The following is a 21,075-nucleotide window of genomic DNA, read 5'->3' on the forward strand; positions in this document are numbered from 1 at the left end:
AACGAGCCGTGAGGCCCGGTCAGGAAACCCAGCCTACGTGACCCGGCGCAACGGCGCCTCCGGGAAACTACCTGATCCGGCAGTCTTCCCGCACCTCACAAAGCCCGATACTTTTCGGGATCCGGGAGCCGCTCGTTCATCGACCCGGACCGGAATCCGCGCGGGTCCACCTGCGCCGCCGCGAACCCTTCGGCCATGACCGCATCTACCAGCTCCTGGTGGTCGACCCGATCGAGGAGCGCGGCGTCGATCTCGATCGAGGCGCTCTCGCCGAGATCACGCACCCGCACGTTCTGCACGTCGTACGACGCGAGGCGCGCGCGGACCGTCTGTTCGGCGCGGTCGACCCGGGCGAGCAGGTTCGGCGTGATCCGGATGCCGTACGCGATCCGGCTCGACAGGCACGCCGCGGCCGGCTTGTCCGAGGTCTCGAGTCCCCAGCTGCGCGACGCCGTCCGGATCTGTGCCTTGGTCAACCGGGCGTCCCGCAGGGGTGTCAGCGCACCGCGCTCGAACGCGGCGCGGATACCCGGCCGGAAGCCGGCGATCGCGTCGTCGGCGTTCGTCCCGGTGGCGATCGCGGTGATGCCGAACTCGTCCGCGATCGGCTGCAGCGTCTCGATCAGCTCGGCCTTGCAGAAGTAGCACCGGGCGCCGGAGTTGGCCTGGTACCCCTCGCGCTCCATCTCGTGCGTGTGCGGGGTGACATGCCGGACGCCGATGGTGTCGGCGAACCGGGCCGCCGGCTCGAGCTCCGCCGCCGGGAGCGAGGGCGAGATCGCGGTCGCCGCGACGACGTTGGCCGGCCCGATCGCGCGGGCCGCGGCCGCGAGCAGGAACGCCGAGTCGGCGCCACCACTGAACGCGACGACCATCTTGTCGTACGACGACAGCCGCTTCATCAACGCTTCCAGCCGCTGCTCGAGCACGTACTCATCGAGCCAGGCCGGGAACTCCGTGAGGTCATTGAGTACGACGTCCGCGCCGTACGCCCGCAGCTCGTCCGCGGTGAACGGACCGGTCGCGACCGATACGGCCAGGGCACCCGCCGCATGCGCTCCGTCGATGTCGGCGGTGTGATCGCCGACGTAGATCGTCGCCTCGTGCTCGCGCAGCGCCGTACCCTTCTCGGCGCCGTGCAGATCACCGACCGGCTCGTCGACGTCCAGGCCGAGGTGCTCGAGGTGCAGCCGGACCGACGGGGTGTACTTCGCGGAGACGACCATCGTCCGCCCGCCCAACGCCCGGATCGCGGCGAGCGACTCGGCCACGCCCGGCAGCGGCAGGCTGCCCGTGATGGCATGCGACGGGTAGTGCTCGCGGTACCGCGCGACCATTGCGTCGACCTGCTCGGGCGGGAACCAGTTCGCCATCTCCCAGGTCAGCGGCGGCCCGAGCCGGCTCACCACCAGGTCGGTGTCGATGGCCACCCCGGTCTCGGCGGCGAGCAGATCCCAGACGGCCTGGATCCCCGGCCGGGAGTCGATCAGCGTCATGTCCAGGTCGAATCCGACCACGAGCTCCGGCACATCGGCGGCGGTCGGGGCGGGCTGGATCTCGGCGGTTGACACGTCCCCAACCCTACGTGCTCCCAGCGGCCGAGTGGTCTCGCATCCCGAAACGGCCGATAAGTCTACTAATTCAGTCGGATTATGGATGATAACCGACCGTGAGGGAGCAACCATGACCACGCAACTCCAAGCACCGCAGATCACCATCACGAAGGCCGGCGGCGCGCTCGGCGCCGTGATCGGCAACGTCGCGCTCGGCGGTGACCTGGCACCGGAGACGGTGGCCGCGATCCGGCAGGCGCTGCTCGACCACAAGGTGATCTTCTTCCGTGAGCAGCACCACCTCGACGACGCCGGTCAGCTCGCCTTCGCCCGGCTTCTCGGTACGCCGACGCTCGCACATCCGACGTCGAAGAGCCTCGACGGCGCGGCGAACGTGCTGCCGATCGATTCCGACTACAGCAAGGCGAACAGCTGGCACACCGACGTCACGTTCGTCGACCGGATCCCCGCGATCAGTCTGCTGCGGGCCGTCACCCTGCCCGCGTACGGCGGTGCAACCTCCTGGGCGAACACCGTTGCGGCGTACGCGAAACTGCCGCAGGCGCTGCAAGCCCTGGTCGACCGACTGTGGGCTGTACACAGCAACGTGTACGACTACGCGGGCCATGCGGACGAGGGCCGGATCGGCGGCGTCGACGTGAAGTTCGAGGAGCACCACCGGCAGTTCGAGTCCAAGCGGTTCGAGACCGAGCATCCGGTGGTTCGCATCCATCCGGAGACCGGCGAGCGTTCGCTCGTACTCGGCCACTTCGTCCGGCGGTTCGTCGGGCTGACGAGCGCGGAGACGACCGCCCTGTTCCAGCTCCTGCAGAACCGGGTGACCCATCTCGACAACACCGTCCGCTGGCAGTGGCAGCCGGGCGACCTGGCGATCTGGGACAACCGCGCGACCCAGCACTTCGGCGTCGCCGACTACGACGACCAGCCACGCCGGCTGCATCGGATCACGCTGGCCGGTGACGTCCCGGTGAGCGTGGACGGCGTCCGGAGTACGCCGCGCACGGGTGACGCGTCGCACTACTCGTCACTTGACAACTGAGGACACTCTGTCCGAACACTTGACACCGGCAGCACTTTTGTAAACCCTCGTCGTCATGACCTCGTTTGCCGATCGGACCAAACGCCGGCTGCGTGACGAGCTGCTCGACGCGGCGCAGGAGGCAGTCGTTGCCGGTGGGTACGACGGACTCCGGATGGCCGAGGTGGCTCGCCGTACCGGGGTCTCGCGCCAGACCGTCTACAACGAGTTCGGGGACAAATGGGGCCTGCTGGAAGCGGTCGCGGCCCGTGAGACCGAGCGGTTCCTGCTGGATGTCAACACGGCGATCGCCGAGCAGCCCGACCCGATCGACGGCCTCCGGGCCGCGGTCGAGCGGGCGCTCACGCTCGCCAGTGAGAACCCGTTGATCAAGGCGGCGCTGAGCCAGCCCGGATCCGACCAGGCCAGTCAACTGCTGACCACACGGGGGCAGCAGGTCCTTGAACTGGCCCACCTCCGGCTCGGTGCCCATGTCAGGGAGCACTGGCCGGAGGTTCCCGCAGAGGACGCGACCAGCTGCGTGGACGTCGCCTTGCGCGTCGTCATCAGCCACATCGTCACGCCGGGCCCTCCCCCGGCGGCGGTGGCCGATCAGCTGGCTCGCGTCCTCTCGCCCTTCCTCGCCCAAAAGCGTGGTCTCGCCGAGTCCCGGAGGTTGTACCTATGAACGAGCTGCACAGGCAAGGCTTCACCACGCTGAAGGCCGGCGGACTCAACTGGGACGCGCTGCCGTTGCGTCTGTTCGACAAGGGCAACCGCAAGTTCTGGAACCCGCGTGACATCGACTTCAGCCAGGACGCGAAGGACTGGCAGGAGCTGAGCGCGGACGACAAGGACAACGCGTTGATGCTCTGCTCGCAGTTCATCGCGGGCGAGGAGGCGGTGACCGAGGACCTGCAGCCGTTCCTGCAGGCGATGGCTGCCGAGGGCCGGTTCGGCGACGAGATGTACCTGACCCAGTTCTGCTTCGAGGAGGCCAAGCACACCGCGGTCTTCCGGCTCTGGCTGGACGCCGTCGGCGTCACCGAGGATCTGCACCACTACGTCGAGAACAACCCGGGCTATCGCGCGATCTTCTACGAGGCGCTGCCCGTCGCGCTGAAGTCGCTGGCCGACGATCCGTCACCGGCCAACCAGGTCCGCGCGTCCGTCACCTACAACCACGTGGTGGAAGGGACTCTGGCCCTCACCGGCTACCACGCGTGGAACCTGCTCTGTACGGCGCGTGGCGTGCTACCCGGCATGCAGGAGCTGATCCGCCGGATCGGTGACGACGAGCGCCGGCACATGGCGTGGGGCACGTTCACCTGCCGTCGGCACGTCGCCGCGGACGAGGGGAACTGGAAGGTCGTCACCGACACGATGGAGGAGCTCCTCCCGCACGCGTTGACGCAGATCCAGTGGGCGATGGACAACACCGCCGCACTCCCACCGGAGATCAACCCGACCGCCCTGATGACGTACGCCGGAGACCGCGCCACGCGTCGACTCAGCGCAATCGAGTCCGCCGTCGGCGCGGACGTGGCCGGGATCGACCTCGACTACTCCCCCGAGAAACTCGAGGACGACTTCGGCGACGAGGACTCAGCCGCGCTGGCAGCGGTTCGCTAGCAAGACGACCAGTGCGGCAGTCGCCAATACGCCGCGAAGTGGCCGGTCACGATCAACGCGACAAGGACCAGCATCCCGCTGACCGGCGTACCCGAGTCCGCTCTCGGCCTGGTGTGGCGCCGCGGCGAGGACACTCCTGCCCTGAAGGCTTTCGCCGATCACCTCAAGGAGTCGTAGAACTCCAGGTGTGCCTCGGCGGCTGCCGTCCAGGTGTAGGTGGCGGCGACCTTGCGGCCCAGATCGGCGCGGGTGTGGTCCGTCAGCGCGTCGTGGAGGGCGTTCGCGAGAGCGGCCGGGCCGGTGGCATAGGTCGCGGCGTCGCCGAAGATTCCGCGGAAGACCGGTAGATCGGAGACGACGAGCGGGACGCCGGCGGCGAGCGCCTCCAGCGGCGCGAGTCCGAAACCTTCCTTGATCGACGGGAAGGCGAAGGCCTCGGCACCCGCGACCAGAGCGGGCAGGTCGGCGTCGTCGACGGGCCCGAGTACGACGGGTGCCACGCCGAGCTCGGCGGCGCGCTCGTCCCAGGTCGCACGGTACGAGCGGTAGTCGAAGAGCGTCTCACCGCCGGCGATCACCAACCGCAGCTTCTGGTGACCGGCGACGGGCGCGGAAGTCAGCCGGGCGTAGGCCTCGAGCAGCTCGAGCGAGCCCTTGCGCGGCTCGATACCACCAACGGTCAGCACGTACCGGCCCAACTGCCGGCGCCATTCGTCCCGGCGGGCCGCAGCGCCCGGATCGTCCGACGCGGCCGCCGCAAAGCGCTCGGCGTCGACGCCGTTCGGGATGACCGTTGCCTTGAGCCCCCAACCGTCGAGCAGCTCGCCGGCGACCGCCGCGGACACGCAGATGTGCGCGTACGGGTCGACGATCGCGCGTTCGTGACAGGCCGCCAGCTCCGGTGTGGTGAAGTGGTCGAGGTGATGCACCGTCCGGATGCAGCGACCGGCAGCGTTGGCGCTGATGCAGTCCTGCGCGTGCACGACGTCGTACTGCGTTCCGTCGAACGCATCACGCAGTACGGCGATCGACCGGAGGATGCGCGGGCCGACACCTTCACCGGCCACGTCAGGGAACGGGATCAGCGACAACCGCACGCGCGGGTCGACCGGGCGGAAGAAGCCCTCGTCGCCACCGCGGGCGAGCGACCAGACCGTCACGTCGGCGCCGGCCGCTGCCAGCGCCTCAGCCAGATAGAGCGTGTGTACGACGCCGCCGCGCGGTTTGGTGGAGTAGCTCAGCAGCGCGATCCGCATCAGTAGACCTCCGGCGGCGTTCGCCGAGATGGTGCAGCACCCGGCGGGCGGTCTCGATCTCGGCACGTACGTCGACCTCCGCGATCGCGATCCCGGCCTTCGACCAGGTGCGAGCGACGATGTCGCCACCCGGCCCGACCACCTTGGACTGGCCGAGGAACCGCAGGCCGCCGATCGACCCGGTCAGGTTGGACGAGACCAGCACGACCTGGTTCTCGGCCGCCCTGGACCGGTCGTAGAGGTCGAACAGCCGCGACTGGCGGTCCTCGTTCATCCGCGCCGCGCGATTGGTGATGCTGGTCGGCCACGCGCACAGGCAGGCGATCACGTCGGCGCCATCCACCGCGAGCGCCCGGGCCGCCTCCGGGAACGTCTTGTCGTAGTCGATCATCATCCCGATCCGGCCGACCGGGGTGTCGAACCCGGCGAATTTGTTGCCTGCGGCATAGATCGTGCGTTCGCCCGGCGGCTGGTGCACCTTGCGATGCCGACCCAGCACGCCGTCACCGGTGACGCACAATGCGGTGTTGTAGCGGTCCGGGCCGTCCGCCTCGCAGAAGCCGAAGCAGACCACCATCTCGCCGGCCATCGCGATCACCTTGGAGATCAGCGGATCGTCGAGGGTGAGTGCGGGCGGGAGATCGTCGAGCGCGGGATTACTGAGGTCGTTGAGGTACCCGCCGAGCACCGCGTCCGGCAGCACGAGCAACTCGACCTCCTCGCGACGGCCGTGCCGGATCAGCGCCTCGACCCGGGACAGATCGAACTCCAGATCCCGGGTGAACCCCGCCGCGACCGCACCGATCTTCAGACCCATGCCAGCTCGTACGCCTCCGGCCGCCGGTCCCGAAGATGTCCCATCGACCGGCGGGCCAGCTCCAGCGCCTGCTCGACGTCGAGCTCGGCGATCGCCATCCCCTCGGTCACCCCGGTGTCCGCGAGGACCTCGCCACCGGGGTCGACAACCTTGGCACTCGCCACGAACCGCAGCGAGCCGAAGGTGCCGGACTGGTTCGCCGATACCCAGACCACCTGGTTCTCCAGCGCTCTGGCCCGGTCGAACAGGTCGAACCGCCGCTTCCACCGGTCCTTCGCGAGGTCCGGGTCCGGGTTCGTCCGCGCACCCGGCCACGCCGACACGCAGACGATGATCTGCGCACCGTCCAGGGCCAGCGTCCGCGCCGCTTCCGGAAACGCCTTGTCGTAACAGATCATCAGACCCAGCCGTCCGACCGGTGTGTCGAACGCCTCGAACCGGTCCCCGGCCGCGAAATGTGCGTCCTCGTGCAACGGCTGGTGCACCTTGCGGTGATGTCCGAGTACGCCGTCACCGGTGACGCAGACCGCACTGTTGTAGATCAGTCCGTCCACTGCCTCGGCGTACCCGGCGGTGACGACCAGGTCGCCGGCCAACGCGGTGAGCCGGCGGATCTCGGGGCTGTCGGTGGTGAACGCCGGCGGGGGTTCCGCCGTACCGTCGAGGCTGAGCAGGTATCCGCCGAGGGCGCCTTCGGGGAGCGCGAGCAGCTTCACGCCGGCGGCGCGGGCCTGGTCGATCAACCGCTCCACCTGCGCGAAGTCGGCTTCGAGGTCGCGGTCGAAGTTCGCGGCCACGGCCGCCATTTTGAGCATCATGCTGCTCCCATCCCGGTCACTCCGGCGGCCAGCGCCTCGGTGAGCTCGCCATCCGGCCAGCGCAGTACAACGCCCTGCCCTGTAGTCAGCTCACCGCAGATCGCACTGGTCGCCGGGCCGGCATCGAGTGGACCGGTCGTGAGCATCGCGAAACCGGGGAAGCAGGTGAGCCAGTCCCCCATCGATGCCGTCTCCGGCTTCGGTACGGCGGCAACGTCCAGGACCGCCGCGCAGCCGGAGGCCTCGGCGAGCATCCCGAGCGTGCCGACGACTCCGGCCATCGACACGTCCTTCGCCGCTGACGGGCGCGCCCGGCTGACCGCAGTCACCATCGTGCGCAATTCGCCCGGCGCGCGATGACTGGTCGAATCCCATTGCCGCCCGGCGTACCCGGGTCGCCAGCCGCCGCCGAGGTCGGCCGTCAGCCGGACCCGCTCGCCCGGACGTCCGCCACCACCGGCCACCGGATGAGCCGTCCGCCCGAACGCGGTCACGCTCAGAGCCGCCGGCACGCCCAACTGCGTATGCCCGCCGAGAATCGGTACGCCGAAAGCCGTCGAAGCTCGTTTCAGCCCCTGCAGTACGCGCTCTGCGGCGGCCGCGTCCCGGGCGCCGAGAGCATCCAGCAGACCGACCGGTACGGCGCCCATCGCGGCGAGATCGTTGACGTTCACCAGGACCGAACACCAGCCGGCCCACTCCGGATCCCGCTCGACCATCGCCGGCAGGATCGCGTCACACGCCGCGACGAGATCGCTGCCGGGCACCGGCGCGCCGTCGTCGCCGACGTACCCGGCCGGCCCAATCCCTTGCAGCAAAGGGCCGAGCGCGCTTTTGGTCGCCGCGGCGAGCCGGGCGATCCGCCCGATCGGCCACCGCATCAACACATGCGGGCTCTGGGCAACCGTCACCGGCCTGACGGTCTCCCAGCCCAGCCGCTGGAAGAACCGCTGGGTCCCGAGCTGCACGGTCGCGTCGAACCGCAGCGCGCCGGCTTCCTCGGCCCGAGCACAAGCCGCCCGGACCAACGCGGCGCCGGCACCCGCCACCCTCGTGGTCATCGAGCCGCGGGCTGGGGCGACAACCAGGCGGCCGCCCTGCCACCAGCCGATGTCCGGTCCGGCGGCGGCCGGGCCGAGCCGCACGCCGCCGATCACCTCCCCGCCGGCATCGCGGGCCACCAGAACCACCGTGCGCGGGTCCTCGTCGCGCTCGTCGAGGTCGGTCCGCTCGAACAGTCCCTGTTGCTCGACGAACGTGGCATACCTCAGCCGGTGATACGCCTGCCGGGCGGCGGCATCAGCTTCCTCGATGAGGAACGCCGGCGGTGGGTCGCCCAGCAACGCGCGGACGTCGGCCGCCCGCATCACGCCGGCGGTCTGCACCACCGTCGTACTCATGAACCGGCCGCCGACAACAGGCTGCACGCACCGCACGCAGCGCAGCCGGCGCCTTGGTCCGCGCCGCGCATGTCCGCGTCCGCGAGCAGCGCGGCAACCCGGGCCGTCACGTCCCGAACCACGGCGGGATCCGGCGCCGTCACGCCATCGGCCCGGGCGAGCGTCCCGAGCATCGGTCGAAGCGGTACGACGAACGGGTACACCCCGCGCTCGATCAACCGCGCCGCACCGGCGACCAGCTCGTCGGGGTCCTCGCCCATGCCGATCAGCAGGTACGTCGACACGCGGTTGCGCCCGAACACCCGGACAGCCTCGTCCCACGCCGCCTCGTACTCGGCCAGGCTGACCGTCGACTTCCCCGGCATCCATTTCCGTCGTACGGCGTCGTCGAGCGACTCGATGTGAATGCCGATCGAGGTCGCCCCCGCGTCGCGCAACTCGGTCAGCACCGACAACTCGCCGGGCGGCTCGATCTGCACCTGGATCGGCAGCCCCGGTACGGCGGCCAGCACGGCCTTCACCGACCGGATCAGATTCCGCGCGCCCCGGTCCCGGCCGGTCGTTGTACCCGTTGTCATCACCATCTGCTTGACACCGTCGAGCCGCACCGCCGCCTCCGCGACCTCGGCCAACTGCGCCGGCGTCTTCGCGGCAATCGTCGCACCGGCGCGCAGCGACTCCTCGATCGAGCAGAACCGGCAGCGGGTGGACTCGTCGTACCGGATGCAGGTCTGGACGACTGTGGTCGCGAGCACGTCCTTGCCGTGCAGCAAGGCGATCTGACGGTACGGGACGCCGTCGGCCGTGGTCAGGTCGTAGAACCGTGGCCGACGGACCGGTTCGACCGACAACCCGAGATCCAGTCCGTTGCGGAACACCGCGCCGTCGCGAACCTGATAGGGGCTGTCGGCAACGATGGGCAGAGTGGCGTTGGCACCGTCGACGACCAGGTGCCCGTCGTCGCTCGGCCCGGCGCCCTTGCTGCGACGGACGGGTGCGTCCACCTGCACGCCGTACACGGCCATCTCGGCCCGGACGGCCAAGGCTTCCTCGGTGCCAACACTCATGGTGGACCGCCTCAGAACATGTAGGTCGAGTTGATGATGGCGCCCTTGCGGGCGTAGTGGATCAGCGCGTCCTGGACGTCCAGCGGGTGCGTCGGGATGACACCCTCGATCAGGTCCTCCTCGCGGGCGCCGTGCAGCGACAGGCCGAACCGGCAGCAGTAGACCTTGCCGCCCTCGGCGATGAACGTCTTCAGCGACTCGTTGATGTTGTGCTCACCTGGGAAGGCCGAGTTGCCGGTGGTCGGGAACCCGCGGGTGGCCAGGCAGTTCAGCGAACCCGGACCGTAGAAGTAGATCGCGGACTCGAACCCCTTCCGCTGTGCCCGGGTCGCCTGCAGGATCGCGACGAAGCTCACCGAGGACTCGTGCGCGATGCCGTGCACCAGGGTGAAGTAGGTCTCGCCGTCCTCGGCCTGGTAGTCCGGGAACACCTTGGTGCCGCCGTAGATGCTGGAGCCCTGCGGCAGCGAGGGGTGCGGGATCTCCTCCAGGCTCTTGGTCTCGAGCTCGGTCAGTTCGGCGGTTTCGGGCATGTCGTTGCTCCTTGATCAGTCGTACAGGTGGGAGAAGGTGCGGTGGAAAACGTGGCCGGCGAGTTCGCCGTCGCCCATCGCGGCGCGCATCCGGGCGAGCTCGCCGGCGTGGTCGCCCCACGGCTGGTCGCTGGCGAACAGCACCCGGTCGTGACCGACGCCGCGGCGCTCGATCTCGGCGGCCAGCCAGCCCGGGGCGAAGCCGATCGCCCAGGACAGATCGGTGTAGAGCTGCTTGCCGGCTTCGATCCAGTCGAAGAACCGTGAGCCGATCAGCTTGATGTGCCCGCTCATCCCGCCGCCGAAGTGGACCAGATGCAGCGGTACGTCGTCGGCGTACGTCTCGACCAGGTGACCGATGTGGTCGATGTCGGACGCGGCGCCGGGAGAGGTGTGCACGTGGACGACGAGGCTGTTGTCCCTTGCGGTCCTGAAGATCTCGTCGAGTTGTGGCCTGACGGCCTCGTCGGCCGGATGACCACCGAGCAGGAAGCTGAGCTTGAGCACCCGGACGCCGGGCTCCGCGGCCAGCGTGAGCGCCTTCGCGGTGAGCTCCGCGTCCTGCGGCCGGGGCGAGACCCAGAGGCCGGCGCGGATCCGATCGTCCCGGGCGGCCGCCTCGACCACGAGCTCGTTGAACCCGAACGAGACGGCGACATCCGGTACGCCGTAGTTGGGAATCACCAGCGCCCGGTCCGTCCGCTCGGCGTCGAGGTCGGCGATCAGCTCGTCGATCGTCGCGCGTGCGGTGATGTCGGGGTTGACCGGAGGCCCGCCGTAGAAGGGATAGGCCGGGAGTACGCCGAGATGGCGGTGGGCATCGCAGACGTCCATCTCAAGCCACCGTCCGATGCAGGCCCGCGATCCAGTGCACGCCGGCCCGCCGCTCGACGATCCGTTCGGCGACGTACTGCGCGTCGTCCGCGACGCCGCCGAAGCGGCCCGAGCCCCACGTGTGCTGCCAGGGCAGACCGATGAAGTACAGGCCGGGGACGTTCGTCACCCCGCGCCGGTGGGTCGGATAGCCCTGGCCGTCGAAGACCGGCACCCGGATCCATCCGTCGTCCCGGCGGAACCCGGTGCTCCAGACGACGGCCGCGATCCCCTGCAGGGACAGGGATTCCGGTACGGCGGCCGGCCGCCAGACCGGTTCGTACCGCGCCTCCTCGGGAGCGTCGATCCCCTCGGTGGCGATGAAGGCGTCGATCGAGTCCTTGATGCCCTCGGACACGGCGTCGGCGTGGTCGAGGTTCCGCTCGAGGTCGTCCGCGAAGTGCAACGTGTCGCGGTCGGCGTCGATCAGCCGGCCGTAGAGCCGCATGCCTTCCAGCGCGAACTTCCGCAGGTCGATGTCCCGGCCACCGTCGCGACCGGTGACGTAGTGGTTCGCCCGCAGCCGGACGGCATCCGCGTCGTCGAATTCCTCGATCGCCTTGCGGTAGTAGCCCATCCGGTCCAGCCAGGTGACTACGTCGAGGCCGCGGTAGAACCGCGCCACCCGCGGCGCGCTGCCAGTGGCCAGGTGCACCGTCCGCCCGGCCAGATGCAGGTCCTCGGCGATCTGGCAGCCGGACTGCCCGGTGCCGACCACGAGGACATCGCCGTCGGGCAGTTGCTCAGGACGCTTGTACTGCGAGGAATGCAGCTGCGTCACGGAGAGCCGTTCAGCCAGCCGCGGGATCCTCGGAGCCTGGTACGGACCGGTCGCGACCACTACCTGCCCGGCCGTGATCGTCCCGGCCGTGGTGACGATGCGGAACCCGGCGTCGAGCCGGGTCGCCCGGACACCCTCGACGATCGGTACATCGAACGCCTGGCGGTAGTTCTCCAGATAGCCGACGATCTCGTCGCGGACCATGAAGCCGTCCGGGTCGGGGCCGTCGTACAGAAAGCCAGGCAGTCGGCATTGCCAGTTCGGGGTGACCAGGCAGAACGAGTCCCAACGGCGGTTCCGCCACTCGCTGCCGACGCGATCCGCCTCCAGGACAAGGTGATCCACGCCGTGCCTGGACAGCTGCCAACTGGTCGCGAGGCCCGCCTGTCCGCCGCCGATCACGACGACGGAATGGTGCGCACCGTCGGTGAGTTGCATGCCGGCTCCCGGGGTCTCGGTCCGTCCTGGATGTGTTCCAGTGAAGGACCGCCCGATTGCCGCGCTGTTGCCCCCGGAACAAACTCACGTTTCCAGATCGGCGGCGCGTGTTTCGGGTGGGTAACCGCGTCAGGGGACTTTGTGGACCTCGGTGTCGGCCGGGGCAAGGAGGCGACCGTCGGCCGCGTGGACCTCCAGCGGCTTCAACGGCTGCTGGTCGCGGCGGTCGAGGAGTCGTGAGTGGGGTTCACCGGGAGCGAAGGCGAACGCCTCGCCCCACTGGCGAAGGGCAACGATCACCGGGAACAGCGCCTCACCCTTGTCGGTCAGCTGGTATCCGGTCGGCACCTGTTCGAGGATGCCGTTCTCGGCCAGCGCGCGCAGGCGGGCGCTGAGGATGTTCTTCGCCACGCCGAGGCTGCGCTGGAACTCGCCGAACCGCCGGCTGCCGTCGAACGCGTCCCGCACGATCAGCAGCGACCACCAATCGCCGACCGCGTCCACCGAGCGCGCAACCGGGCAACTCTCCTCGTCGAACCGGGTCCGTTTGACCACGTTCCACCTCCTGGTTGCAACATGCTACCAACATCTCTTACGGTAGCAAGATGCAACCAACCAGGCTGTTCCTCGCCGTCGCGGCCGGAATGGCTGTCGCGACCGTGTACTTCGCCCAGCCGCTGCTCGTGACGATGGGCAGCGATCTCGGGATCGCATCGGGAACGGTCGGGGTGTTCGTCACCGTCACCCAACTCGGGTACGCCGCCGGCCTGTTCTTCCTTGTCCCGCTGGGCGATCTGCTCGACCGCCGCCGGCTGATCCGCCTGCAGTTCTTGCTGCTGGCAACCGCCCTGCTGCTGACCGGGATCGCTCAGAACGCCGCGATGTTGCTGGCCGGCCTCGCCGCGGTCGGCGCCCTCGCCGTCGTCACCCAGTCCCTGGTCGCGTACGGCGCTGCACTGAGCGCGCCGGCCGACCGCGGGCGCACGGTCGGCACGATCACCAGCGGGATCGTGCTGGGCATCCTGCTCGCCCGCACAGTCTCCGGAGTCGTCACCGATCTCGTGGGATGGCGAGCGGTCTACCTGCTGGCTTGCGTCGCTTGTCTCGCGATCGCGAGCCGTCTGGCTGCCACGACGCCACAAATGCAGGCTCACCTGACCTACGGTGCGCTCCTCCGCTCGACCCTCAGCCTCGGCTGGGAGCCACTGTTCCGCGAGAGCGCCCTGCGGGCGTTCTTCATCTTCGGGTCGTTCAGCACGCTGTGGAGCTCGATCGCGCTGCCGCTGACCTCGCGATCGTTGTCGCACACAGAGATCGGCGCTTTCGGACTGATCGGTGCGGCCGGCGCACTCGCCGCAGGGCCGGCCGGGCGACTGGCCGACCGTGGTCGCGGCCGGCTCGTCACCATTGCCGCTTCGGTGCTCTTGGCAACGAGTTGGGCGGTGATCGCATCGGGATCCCTGGCGGGGTTGGCGATCGGGGCGATCCTGCTCGATCTCGCCGTACAAGCCATCCACGTCACCAACCAGAGCATGATCTATCGGCCGGAGCTCGGGAGCCGGTTGATCGGCGGCTACATGGTGTTCTACTCGTTGGGCAGCGGCTTGGGCGCGATCGCGTCGACCGCGCTCTACGAACGGGCCGGTTGGGGCGGTGTCTGCCTGCTCGGTGCGGCCTTCGGCGCCGGCAGCCTGGTCACATCAGTCCGAGGAGCTCGACGGAGCGCTCGCGCATCTCGACCTTGCGAATCTTGCCCGTGACGGTCATCGGGAAGTCGTCGACGAGCAGGACGTACTTCGGGATCTTGAAGTGTGCGAGCTTGCCGGTCGCGAATGCCTTGATCGCTTCGGCATCGAGCGGATCGGCGCCCGGCTTGAGCTTGATCCACGCGCAGAGCTCCTCGCCGTACCGCTCGTCTGGTACGCCGATCACCTGGACGTCGGCGATCGACGGGTGGGTGTACAGGAACTCCTCGATCTCCCGCGGATAAACGTTCTCACCGCCGCGGATGACCATGTCCTTGATCCGGCCGACGATGTTCACGTACCCGTCCTCGCGCATCGTCGCGAGATCGCCCGTGTGCATCCAGCGGGCCTGGTCGATCGCCTCCGCGGTCTTCTCCGGTTCGTCCCAGTAGCCGAGCATCACGGAGTACCCGCGGGTGCACAGCTCCCCCGGCTCGTTGCGGGGGACGACGAGACCGGTGGCCGGGTCGACGAGCTTCACCTCGACGTGCGGCATCACGCGGCCGACTGTCGACGTACGGCGGTCGAGATCGTCGTCGCGCCTGGTCTGCGTGGACACCGGGGACGTCTCGGTCATCCCGTAGCAGATCGCGACCTCGGCCATATGCATGTCCGCGACGCAACGCTTCATCACCTCGACGGGGCACGGCGATCCGGCCATCACGCCCGTACGCAGGCTGCTCAGGTCGTACTCCGCGAAGTCCGGCAGGCCGAGCTCCGCGATGAACATCGTCGGTACGCCGTACAGCCCCGTGCACCGCTCGTCCTGGACCGCCTGCAGGGTCGCGGCCGGATCGAACGCCGGGCCGGGGATCACCATGCAGGCGCCATGAGTGGTGCAGCCCAGATTGCCCATCACCATGCCGAAACAGTGATAGAAGGGCACCGGGATGCACAGCCGGTCGTCGGCGGTGAACGCGATCGTCTCGGTGACGAAGAAGCCGTTGTTGAGGATGTTGTGGTGGCTGAGGGTCGCGCCCTTCGGGAATCCCGTCGTGCCGCTGGTGTACTGGATGTTGATCGGATCGTCGAAGGACAGCTCGGCTTCCCGGGCGTGCAGGTCCTGCACCGGTATCCGGCTTGCGTCGTCGCGGAGCGCGTCCCAGTCACCGGTGCCGAGGTAGATCGTCTCCTCGAGCGCGGGGCACTTCGGCCGGACTTCCTCGACCATCTCGCGATAGTTGCTGGTCTTGAACTCGGTCGCGGAGACAAGCAACCGGACGCCGGACTGGTTCAAGGCATAGGACAGCTCGTGGGTCCGGTACGCCGGGTTGATGTTCACCAGGATCGCGCCCATCAACGCGGTCGCGTACTGCGTGATCGTCCACTCGGCCTGGTTCGGCGCCCAGATGCCGACCCGGTCGCCCTTCGCGATCCCCCGCGCCAGCAGGCCGCGGGCGACGAGCTCGACCTCCGCGCCGAACTCGTCGTACGTCCAGCGCCTTCCGGTCTGAACCTCCACCAGGGCCTCGCGATCGCCGTACTCGCTGATCGTTCGTCTCAGGTTGGCGCCGATCGTTTCACCCAGCAACGGAACCTCGGACACCCCGGACGCGTACGACGGAAGGCTCATCTTGTCATCGTCACCTCACTCGTTTGCCCCTGCAAGTGCACGCGCGGCAGGAAACAAGGGTCTCCTACCTCCTCCTTTCCTCTTTCCTTCCTTGAAGACGAGACACGGGAAGATGCACGTGCGGCAGGAAACAAGGGGTGGACGGCAAGCAATGTCCTTCCCAACTCTCCGTCATTTTGGTTGCGGAGCGTGGTTGGACCGTTACATTGATTATGAGAGGTGTGAGGCGATGGACCGATCGATGGAAGGTCACGCCCGCAGCGACCGTCCGCCCGGACGTACCGCCGAGGCGGCCCAACGTACCGCTGCGGTACAGGAACGCGTCCAGCTCCTGGGCAACGTCCTGGCCGACGCACTGGCTGTCGATGTCAACGGCACCGATCTGCAGACCCTCAAACGGGCTCCCCGGCGGGCTCCACCGACCGTCTCGCCGGCCGATCTCGAAGCGCATCCCGGACCTGTCTGGGATGCGTTCGTGCCCCACCCGCCGTTTCGCTGGTGGGGCGCCCAGCGCCGGTTCGCGCGGCGGCTCGCCGATGCCGAGGACCGGTTCGCGGAGGCGATCGAACGGCACCGGGCCGCCGAGGAGACCCGACGCGAGCGGGTCGCCAAGGCTTTGCGGGAGCAGGTCGAGCACCAGCGCCGGCTCGACGAGGCAACCGCGGAGCAGCATGCACGGATCGACGCGTACGAGCGCGCGGTGCAGAACCGCGGCCGCGCGGCGGTGACGCGCTACTTCACCAAGGCGCTGGACCGGGTGCCGGAACCGCTGGACTTCCCACGCCGGCGCAAGGTCGGGTACGTGCCCGAGTCGACGCTGCTGGCGGTGGAGTGGGACCTCCCCGACGTCAGCGTGGTGCCGGCCGAGGCGTCGTACCGCTATGACCGCGCTGTCGACGCGGTGCTCGCCGTACCGCGCGATCCTCTCGAGCTGCGGCGGCTGTATCAGCAACTGGTCGCACAGTTGGCGTTGCGGGCTCTGCACCTCGTTTTCGGCAGTGACAGGTACGGCGTGGTCGACACCGTCGTGTTCAACGGGATGGTCGAGTCGGTGGACCTCACCACGGGGCAGACCGTGCGGCCGTGCCTCATCACCTTGCGGGCAACGCGGGAGCAGTTCGAGGCGCTGGTGCTCGACCAGCTCGACCCGGTCGCCTGCGTACGGCACTACTTCGCTGCGGAGGTGTCACGGCACCCGGAGGAGCTGCAGCCGGTGGAGCCGGTGCTGGAGTTCGACCTGGCCGATCCACGCACCATCGAGGCAGTCGACGTGATCAGCGAGATCGACGCCCGCCCCAACCTGCTGGACCTGAGTCCCGAGTCCTTCGAGCACCTGGTGCACAACCTGCTGACCCGGATGGGCCTGGAGACCCGCCTGTTCCGCCGCGGCACCGACGGAGGCATCGACTGCGTCGCGTACGACCCCAGGCCGATCACCGGCGGCAAATTCGTCGTACAAGCGAAGCTCTGGACCCGCACCGTCCCCCCGTCCGCCGTCCGCGACCTCTTCGGCACCGTAGTAGACGCCGGCGCCACCAAAGGCATCCTCATCACCACCTCCGGCTTCGGCCCCACCAGCTACCAGTTCGCCAACGGCAAACCCCTCCAACTAATAGACGGCACAGCCCTCCTCTCCCTCTGCCACCTCCACAACATCCCCGCCCGCATCATCCCCAGAGCCAGCTAACTATGCTCTAAAAAGTGGGCATATGCCTGATATAGTGGGCACTGGAGGTGGGGAGTCCATGCGGTTCTCAGAGCCGATGTCCAGTGTTGTTCCCGGGTTGCACGGCCGGGTCCTCGGAGTGCTCGCGCGGACCGACCGTGCACTGACAGGGCGATCCGTCGCCGCACTGCTGCATTCGCCGGCAAGTCCGAGCGGAGTGCAGAAAGTGCTTGATGACCTTGTGAGCAACGGTGTTGTCATCGCAGAGCCGGCTGGTCGGGCTCGGCTCTACACCCTCAACCGGGACCACGTGGCCGCAGCGGCCATCGACCAGCTCGCGCGGCTCCGCGACGTACTGCTCGAACGGATCAAGGCCGAAGCCGAGACGTGGACGATTCCTGCGAAGGCGATCTGGCTGTTCGGGTCGACGGCTCGCGGGCAGGGGGATGCCGACAGCGACCTCGATCTGCTGATCGTCCGGCCGGATGACGTCGATGACTCGGAGCCGGGCTGGGTCGAACAAGTCGAAACCCTGTCAGCGCACGCAAGTCTGTGGTCCGGCAACTCGTGTGAAGTCATTGAGTACAGCGCCCAAGAGATCCGCGACCTCATCAACCACGGCGAGCGCATCGTGACCGAGCTACGCCGTGACGCACTTCCGATCGCAGGCCGCACACCACAACAAACCCTCAACCGAAAGGCGGGCTAGTGACCGCACTCGACGAAGCCCGAGCGCACTTGGCAAAGGCTCGCGAGTTCCTCGAAGCCGCCGACCTGACGAACGACCTCCAGCTCTACAACGCGGCGGCGTCCAACGCCGTCACCTCAGGCATCAACTCCAAGGACGCCATTTGTCTTATCCTCACCGGCCGGACCAAGAAGTCTGACAACCACGCCGAGGCGATCGCGGAGCTGAAGGGCGCCGGATCAGCCGGACGGGACAGCAGTACGACGCTGTCCCGGTTGTTGAGGCTCAAGTCCAAGTCGCAGTACCAGGCCGCTTCGGTGACTGCCGCGGACGCCGCCAAAAGCATCGACTGCGCTACTCGATTGTTCGAGACAGCCCAGACTGTCGCCTCCAGTTGAGCCGTGCCCAAATGACATCCAGGTGATGCCAGACTGGCGGTTATGGATGCAGGGGTGAGTGTTGTTGGGTCGGGGCAGGTTAGTGGGAAGCCGGATGTGTTGCGGGTGTCGTTCGGGGTGGATCATTTGGCGCCGGATGTCGCGGCTGCGGTGGCTCGCGTCGGGGAGCAGACGGACCGGGTGATCGCGGCGTTGCGCGGGCAGGGGGTCGAGGAGTCGCAGCTTGGGACCAGTGCGGTGAATGTGTACCAGGACTACAAGGAGCCGGACGCGGCCGCGTTGTACCGGGCGTCGCACGTCATCACCGTCCAGACGAAGGACCTGACCGGCTTCGGCACGCTGCTCAACGCGGCGGTCGATGCCGTCGGCAACAGTCTGAGCCTGCACGGGCTGCAGTTCGACGTCGAGGACAAGTCCGAGCTGCTCACCCGGGCCAGGGAACTCGCTTTCCAGCAGGCCAAGGAGAAGGCCGGGCACCTGGCCGCCCTGGCGGGGTTCTCGCTCGGTTCGGTCACCGCGATCAGCGAGAGCCGCGGCGATTTCCCGATCCACGCACAACCCGCATCCCTCAGCACCGGCGGCGCTTACGATTCAGCGCTCAACCTCACGCCCGGCGACCACGTCGTCATGGTCGCACTCCAGGTGCAGTTCGCCTGGGCGTAAGGCGCGTCTCAAAAGCAGAACAGGTGTTGCGTTGTCGGTGGCTTCGTAGAGACTTCTCTCATGTACGCACCGGCGCCGCTTCGGCGGCAACTGAGTCGGTCCGGGCTGTTACTGCTCGGGCCGGCCTTCGTTGCGGCCGTTGCGTACGTCGACCCGGGCAACTTCGCGACCAACATCGCGGCCGGCGCTACGTACGGTTACCTGCTCTGCTGGGTGGTCGTCGGCGCCAACCTGATGGCCGTCCTGGTGCAATATCTCGCGGCCAAGGCGAGCATCGCGACCGGGCGGACCCTGCCGCAGCTGTGCCGTGACCACTTCCGGCGGTCGACGTCCACCGGGCTGTGGGCGCAGGCCGAGGTGGTCGCGATCGCGACCGACCTGGCCGAGGTCGTCGGCGGCGCGATCGCGCTCAACCTGCTGTTTGGGATCCCCCTGCTGCTCGGCGGCGCGATCACCGGCGCGGTCTCGTTCGCCTTGCTGATCTACCAGTCCAAACGCGGTCAACGCCCGTTCGAGGCAGCGATCATCGGCCTGCTCGCCGTCGTACTGATCGGCTTCGTCGTGTCGACGGCCAAGGCGAACCCGTCGGCGACCAGTGTGGTCGGCGGCCTCGTTCCTCGCCTGGACGGGACGCAGTCGCTCGTGCTTGCGGCCGGCATGCTCGGCGCGACCGTGATGCCGCACGCGATCTGGCTGCACGGCGCCCTGGTCACCGACCGCCATTGGAAGAGCATCCGCTCCCAGGAAGGCAAATCCCGGGTGCTGCGTGCCACCCGCATGGACGTCGCGATCGCGATGGCGTTGGCCGGCGCGGTCAACCTGGCGATGGTCGTCCTGGCCGCGGCCGCGCTGAAGGGCACCGGCGCCGACTCGCTCGACGCAGCTCACATCGCGATCGGCGACCGCCTCGGCCAACTCCCGGCGCTGCTGTTCGCACTCGCCCTGCTGGCCAGCGGATTCGCCTCGTCCTCAGTGGGGACGTACGCCGGTTCCGTGATCCTCGACGGCTTCTGGCAGCGTCGGGTCCCGCTGGCGGCCCGCCGCCTGATCACTCTGGTCCCGGCCCTGCTGGTTCTCGCGATCGGCATCGACCCGAGCCGGGCACTGGTTGTTTCCCAGGTGGTCCTGAGCTTCGGCATCCCGTGCGCGCTGTGGCCGTTGGTGAGATTGACCGCATCCCGGCGCGTCATGGGTAACCTTGTCAACCGCTGGGCGACTACTCTCGCGGCATGCCTGGTAGCGACCGCCGTCACGGCCCTCAACGTCGTCCTGATCGTGCTGACCATTCGGGGATGACGTGACCCGGGTGTTCGCCGTGAGTGACATCCACGGCCACCTGGAGAAACTGACCGCCGCCCTGCACGACGCCGGCCTCACCGATGCCGACGGCAACTGGGCCGGCGAGGACGCCCGGCTGTGGTTCCTCGGCGACTTCTTCGACCGCGGCCCGGACGGCATCGGCGTACTGCGGTATGTCCGCGACCTGATCGAGCAGGCGCCGGACGGCGCGATCCAGATGCTGCTCGGCAACCACGAGATCCTCGCGCTCGGGATGCGCAAGTTCGGCGACACGTACGTCCCGCACGACGGCATCACCCTGCGCAGCTTCGAGCGATCCTGGGCCCTGAACGGCGGGCAGGACCGCGACCAGGAGCTGCTGACCGACGACGAGACCGCCTGGCTGCTCGACCGGCCGATGCTTGGCCTGGACGCGGGCCACCTGCTGATGCATTCCGACACCTCGGAGTACGTCGAGTGGGGCGACTCGCTCGACGCCATCAACGCGGCGGCCAGCTCCGAGCTGGATTCCGACGACATCGAGGTGTGGTGGGAGATCTGGCGCCGCATGACGTCCCGGTACGCGTTCCGCGGTGCCGGCGGGCCGGAGATCGCCCGCATCATGCTGCACCACCTCGGCGGTCATCGGATCGTTCACGGTCACAGCATCGTGGCCGACCAGCTCGGCATCGACCCGCAGTACCTGACCGAGCCGCTCCTGTACGCCGACGGTCTGGTGCTGGGCATCGACGGCGGCGCCTTCGACGGCGGACCGTGCCTGGTCGTCGAGCTGGAAGAGCTCACCGCGGAGTGAGCCGCGGCAGGGCGGCTACGAACGCGGCCTAGCTGGGAATGAC

At 68.4% G+C, this 21,075-nt stretch carries 21 protein-coding genes; 10 read left to right on the plus strand and 11 right to left on the minus strand.

The features are described from left to right. Positions 1–95: 95 nt before the first annotated feature. A complete protein-coding gene (larE, locus tag AB0J62_RS04840) occupies positions 96–1,571 on the minus strand; it encodes an ATP-dependent sacrificial sulfur transferase LarE (protein WP_363864471.1) in 1,476 nt (491 codons plus the stop codon). 112 nt (positions 1,572–1,683) lie between these two features. Between larE and AB0J62_RS04845 the strand changes: the two genes are divergently transcribed. From AB0J62_RS04845 to AB0J62_RS04855, 3 genes are read left to right on the plus strand one after another with little or no spacing between them, the layout of a single operon-like run. Next, positions 1,684–2,613, plus strand: a complete 930-nt coding sequence (locus tag AB0J62_RS04845; RefSeq protein WP_363864473.1) for a TauD/TfdA family dioxygenase — start codon at positions 1,684–1,686, stop codon at positions 2,611–2,613. A gap of 55 nt (positions 2,614–2,668) precedes the next feature. Continuing rightward, entirely contained in the window at positions 2,669–3,280 is a 612-nt protein-coding gene (locus AB0J62_RS04850) for a TetR family transcriptional regulator (protein WP_363864475.1), read from the plus strand. Then, complete coding sequence (locus tag AB0J62_RS04855; protein WP_363864477.1) at positions 3,277–4,224, plus strand: R2-like ligand-binding oxidase; 948 nt, start codon at positions 3,277–3,279, stop codon at positions 4,222–4,224. The genes AB0J62_RS04850 and AB0J62_RS04855 overlap by 4 nt, the downstream gene beginning before the upstream one ends. 158 nt (positions 4,225–4,382) lie before the next feature. Here the strand turns inward: AB0J62_RS04855 and AB0J62_RS04860 are convergent, their stop codons facing one another. From AB0J62_RS04860 to AB0J62_RS04900, 9 genes are all read right to left on the minus strand, one after another. Then, on the minus strand, positions 4,383–5,480 hold the full coding sequence (locus AB0J62_RS04860) for an MSMEG_0565 family glycosyltransferase (protein ID WP_363864479.1): 1,098 nt from the start codon (positions 5,478–5,480) through the stop codon (positions 4,383–4,385). After that, entirely contained in the window at positions 5,410–6,297 is an 888-nt protein-coding gene (locus tag AB0J62_RS04865) for a carbon-nitrogen hydrolase family protein (RefSeq protein ID WP_363864481.1), read from the minus strand. The genes AB0J62_RS04860 and AB0J62_RS04865 overlap by 71 nt, the downstream gene beginning before the upstream one ends. Beyond that, entirely contained in the window at positions 6,288–7,115 is an 828-nt protein-coding gene (locus tag AB0J62_RS04870) for a carbon-nitrogen hydrolase family protein (protein ID WP_363864483.1), read from the minus strand. Before AB0J62_RS04870 ends, AB0J62_RS04865 begins: the two co-directional genes overlap by 10 nt. Beyond that, positions 7,112–8,542, minus strand: a complete 1,431-nt coding sequence (locus tag AB0J62_RS04875; protein WP_363864485.1) for an MSMEG_0567/sll0787 family protein — start codon at positions 8,540–8,542, stop codon at positions 7,112–7,114. The genes AB0J62_RS04870 and AB0J62_RS04875 overlap by 4 nt, the downstream gene beginning before the upstream one ends. Further along, positions 8,512–9,582: an MSMEG_0568 family radical SAM protein gene (locus AB0J62_RS04880; RefSeq protein WP_363864487.1), complete on the minus strand. Its 1,071-nt coding sequence runs from the start codon at positions 9,580–9,582 to the stop codon at positions 8,512–8,514. Before AB0J62_RS04880 ends, AB0J62_RS04875 begins: the two co-directional genes overlap by 31 nt. Positions 9,583–9,593: 11 nt before the next feature. Continuing rightward, entirely contained in the window at positions 9,594–10,115 is a 522-nt protein-coding gene (locus tag AB0J62_RS04885; RefSeq protein WP_131286158.1) for an MSMEG_0572/Sll0783 family nitrogen starvation response protein, read from the minus strand. Positions 10,116–10,130: 15 nt separating this feature from the next. Continuing rightward, a complete protein-coding gene (locus tag AB0J62_RS04890; RefSeq protein ID WP_363864490.1) occupies positions 10,131–10,949 on the minus strand; it encodes an amidohydrolase family protein in 819 nt (272 codons plus the stop codon). A gap of 1 nt (position 10,950) precedes the next feature. Then, a complete protein-coding gene (locus tag AB0J62_RS04895; RefSeq protein WP_363864492.1) occupies positions 10,951–12,207 on the minus strand; it encodes an MSMEG_0569 family flavin-dependent oxidoreductase in 1,257 nt (418 codons plus the stop codon). 129 nt (positions 12,208–12,336) lie between these two features. Further along, a complete protein-coding gene (locus AB0J62_RS04900) occupies positions 12,337–12,762 on the minus strand; it encodes a helix-turn-helix domain-containing protein (protein WP_363864494.1) in 426 nt (141 codons plus the stop codon). 50 nt (positions 12,763–12,812) lie between these two features. Here AB0J62_RS04900 and AB0J62_RS04905 point away from each other — a divergent pair, with 50 nt between their 5' ends. Next, positions 12,813–13,967: an MFS transporter gene (locus AB0J62_RS04905; protein ID WP_363864496.1), complete on the plus strand. Its 1,155-nt coding sequence runs from the start codon at positions 12,813–12,815 to the stop codon at positions 13,965–13,967. On the opposite strand, the gene AB0J62_RS04910 is transcribed toward AB0J62_RS04905, so the two are convergent. Continuing rightward, positions 13,903–15,525: an AMP-binding protein gene (locus AB0J62_RS04910; protein WP_363864498.1), complete on the minus strand. Its 1,623-nt coding sequence runs from the start codon at positions 15,523–15,525 to the stop codon at positions 13,903–13,905. The genes AB0J62_RS04905 and AB0J62_RS04910 overlap by 65 nt on opposite strands. Positions 15,526–15,754: 229 nt before the next feature. Here AB0J62_RS04910 and AB0J62_RS04915 point away from each other — a divergent pair, with 229 nt between their 5' ends. The 6 genes from AB0J62_RS04915 to AB0J62_RS04940 all read left to right on the plus strand — a co-directional run bounded on the left by AB0J62_RS04915 (position 15,755) and on the right by AB0J62_RS04940 (position 21,032). Beyond that, positions 15,755–17,212, plus strand: coding sequence for a restriction endonuclease (locus AB0J62_RS04915; RefSeq protein ID WP_363864500.1), 1,458 nt, complete (start codon positions 15,755–15,757; stop codon positions 17,210–17,212). A gap of 220 nt (positions 17,213–17,432) precedes the next feature. Further along, positions 17,433–17,900: a nucleotidyltransferase domain-containing protein gene (locus AB0J62_RS04920; protein ID WP_363864502.1), complete on the plus strand. Its 468-nt coding sequence runs from the start codon at positions 17,433–17,435 to the stop codon at positions 17,898–17,900. Next, positions 17,900–18,277, plus strand: a complete 378-nt coding sequence (locus AB0J62_RS04925) for a HEPN domain-containing protein (protein WP_363864504.1) — start codon at positions 17,900–17,902, stop codon at positions 18,275–18,277. Before AB0J62_RS04920 ends, AB0J62_RS04925 begins: the two co-directional genes overlap by 1 nt. Positions 18,278–18,331: 54 nt before the next feature. Continuing rightward, positions 18,332–18,940, plus strand: a complete 609-nt coding sequence (locus AB0J62_RS04930; RefSeq protein ID WP_363864506.1) for an SIMPL domain-containing protein — start codon at positions 18,332–18,334, stop codon at positions 18,938–18,940. A 60-nt stretch (positions 18,941–19,000) separates the two neighbouring features. Further along, positions 19,001–20,236 (plus strand): Nramp family divalent metal transporter, encoded by a 1,236-nt coding sequence (locus tag AB0J62_RS04935; protein ID WP_363864508.1) that lies wholly within the window; start codon positions 19,001–19,003, stop codon positions 20,234–20,236. A gap of 19 nt (positions 20,237–20,255) precedes the next feature. Next, positions 20,256–21,032, plus strand: coding sequence for a metallophosphoesterase (locus AB0J62_RS04940; protein WP_363864510.1), 777 nt, complete (start codon positions 20,256–20,258; stop codon positions 21,030–21,032). The last annotated feature ends 43 nt before the right edge of the window (positions 21,033–21,075 follow it).

Origin of the sequence: Kribbella sp. NPDC049584, assembly GCF_040675555.1 — a bacterium.
In the GTDB taxonomy this organism is placed as follows: Bacteria; Actinomycetota; Actinomycetes; order Propionibacteriales; family Kribbellaceae; genus Kribbella.

Excerpts from the sequence above, each read along its gene's own strand:
- AB0J62_RS04895 (WP_363864492.1), bottom strand. The coding sequence starts at position 12,207 with ATGCAACTCACCGACGGTGCGCACCATTCCGTCGTCGTGATCGGCGGC.
- AB0J62_RS04885 (WP_131286158.1), bottom strand. The coding sequence starts at position 10,115 with ATGCCCGAAACCGCCGAACTGACCGAGCTCGAGACCAAGAGCCTGGAG.
- AB0J62_RS04845 (WP_363864473.1), top strand. The coding sequence starts at position 1,684 with ATGACCACGCAACTCCAAGCACCGCAGATCACCATCACGAAGGCCGGC.
- AB0J62_RS04855 (WP_363864477.1), top strand. The coding sequence starts at position 3,277 with ATGAACGAGCTGCACAGGCAAGGCTTCACCACGCTGAAGGCCGGCGGA.
- AB0J62_RS04915 (WP_363864500.1), top strand. The coding sequence starts at position 15,755 with ATGGACCGATCGATGGAAGGTCACGCCCGCAGCGACCGTCCGCCCGGA.
- AB0J62_RS04905 (WP_363864496.1), top strand. The coding sequence starts at position 12,813 with ATGCAACCAACCAGGCTGTTCCTCGCCGTCGCGGCCGGAATGGCTGTC.
- AB0J62_RS04850 (WP_363864475.1), top strand. The coding sequence starts at position 2,669 with ATGACCTCGTTTGCCGATCGGACCAAACGCCGGCTGCGTGACGAGCTG.
- AB0J62_RS04890 (WP_363864490.1), bottom strand. The coding sequence starts at position 10,949 with ATGGACGTCTGCGATGCCCACCGCCATCTCGGCGTACTCCCGGCCTAT.
- AB0J62_RS04865 (WP_363864481.1), bottom strand. The coding sequence starts at position 6,297 with ATGGGTCTGAAGATCGGTGCGGTCGCGGCGGGGTTCACCCGGGATCTG.
- AB0J62_RS04870 (WP_363864483.1), bottom strand. The coding sequence starts at position 7,115 with ATGATGCTCAAAATGGCGGCCGTGGCCGCGAACTTCGACCGCGACCTC.
- AB0J62_RS04860 (WP_363864479.1), bottom strand. The coding sequence starts at position 5,480 with ATGCGGATCGCGCTGCTGAGCTACTCCACCAAACCGCGCGGCGGCGTC.
- AB0J62_RS04935 (WP_363864508.1), top strand. The coding sequence starts at position 19,001 with ATGTACGCACCGGCGCCGCTTCGGCGGCAACTGAGTCGGTCCGGGCTG.
- AB0J62_RS04880 (WP_363864487.1), bottom strand. The coding sequence starts at position 9,582 with ATGAGTGTTGGCACCGAGGAAGCCTTGGCCGTCCGGGCCGAGATGGCC.
- AB0J62_RS04910 (WP_363864498.1), bottom strand. The coding sequence starts at position 15,525 with ATGAGCCTTCCGTCGTACGCGTCCGGGGTGTCCGAGGTTCCGTTGCTG.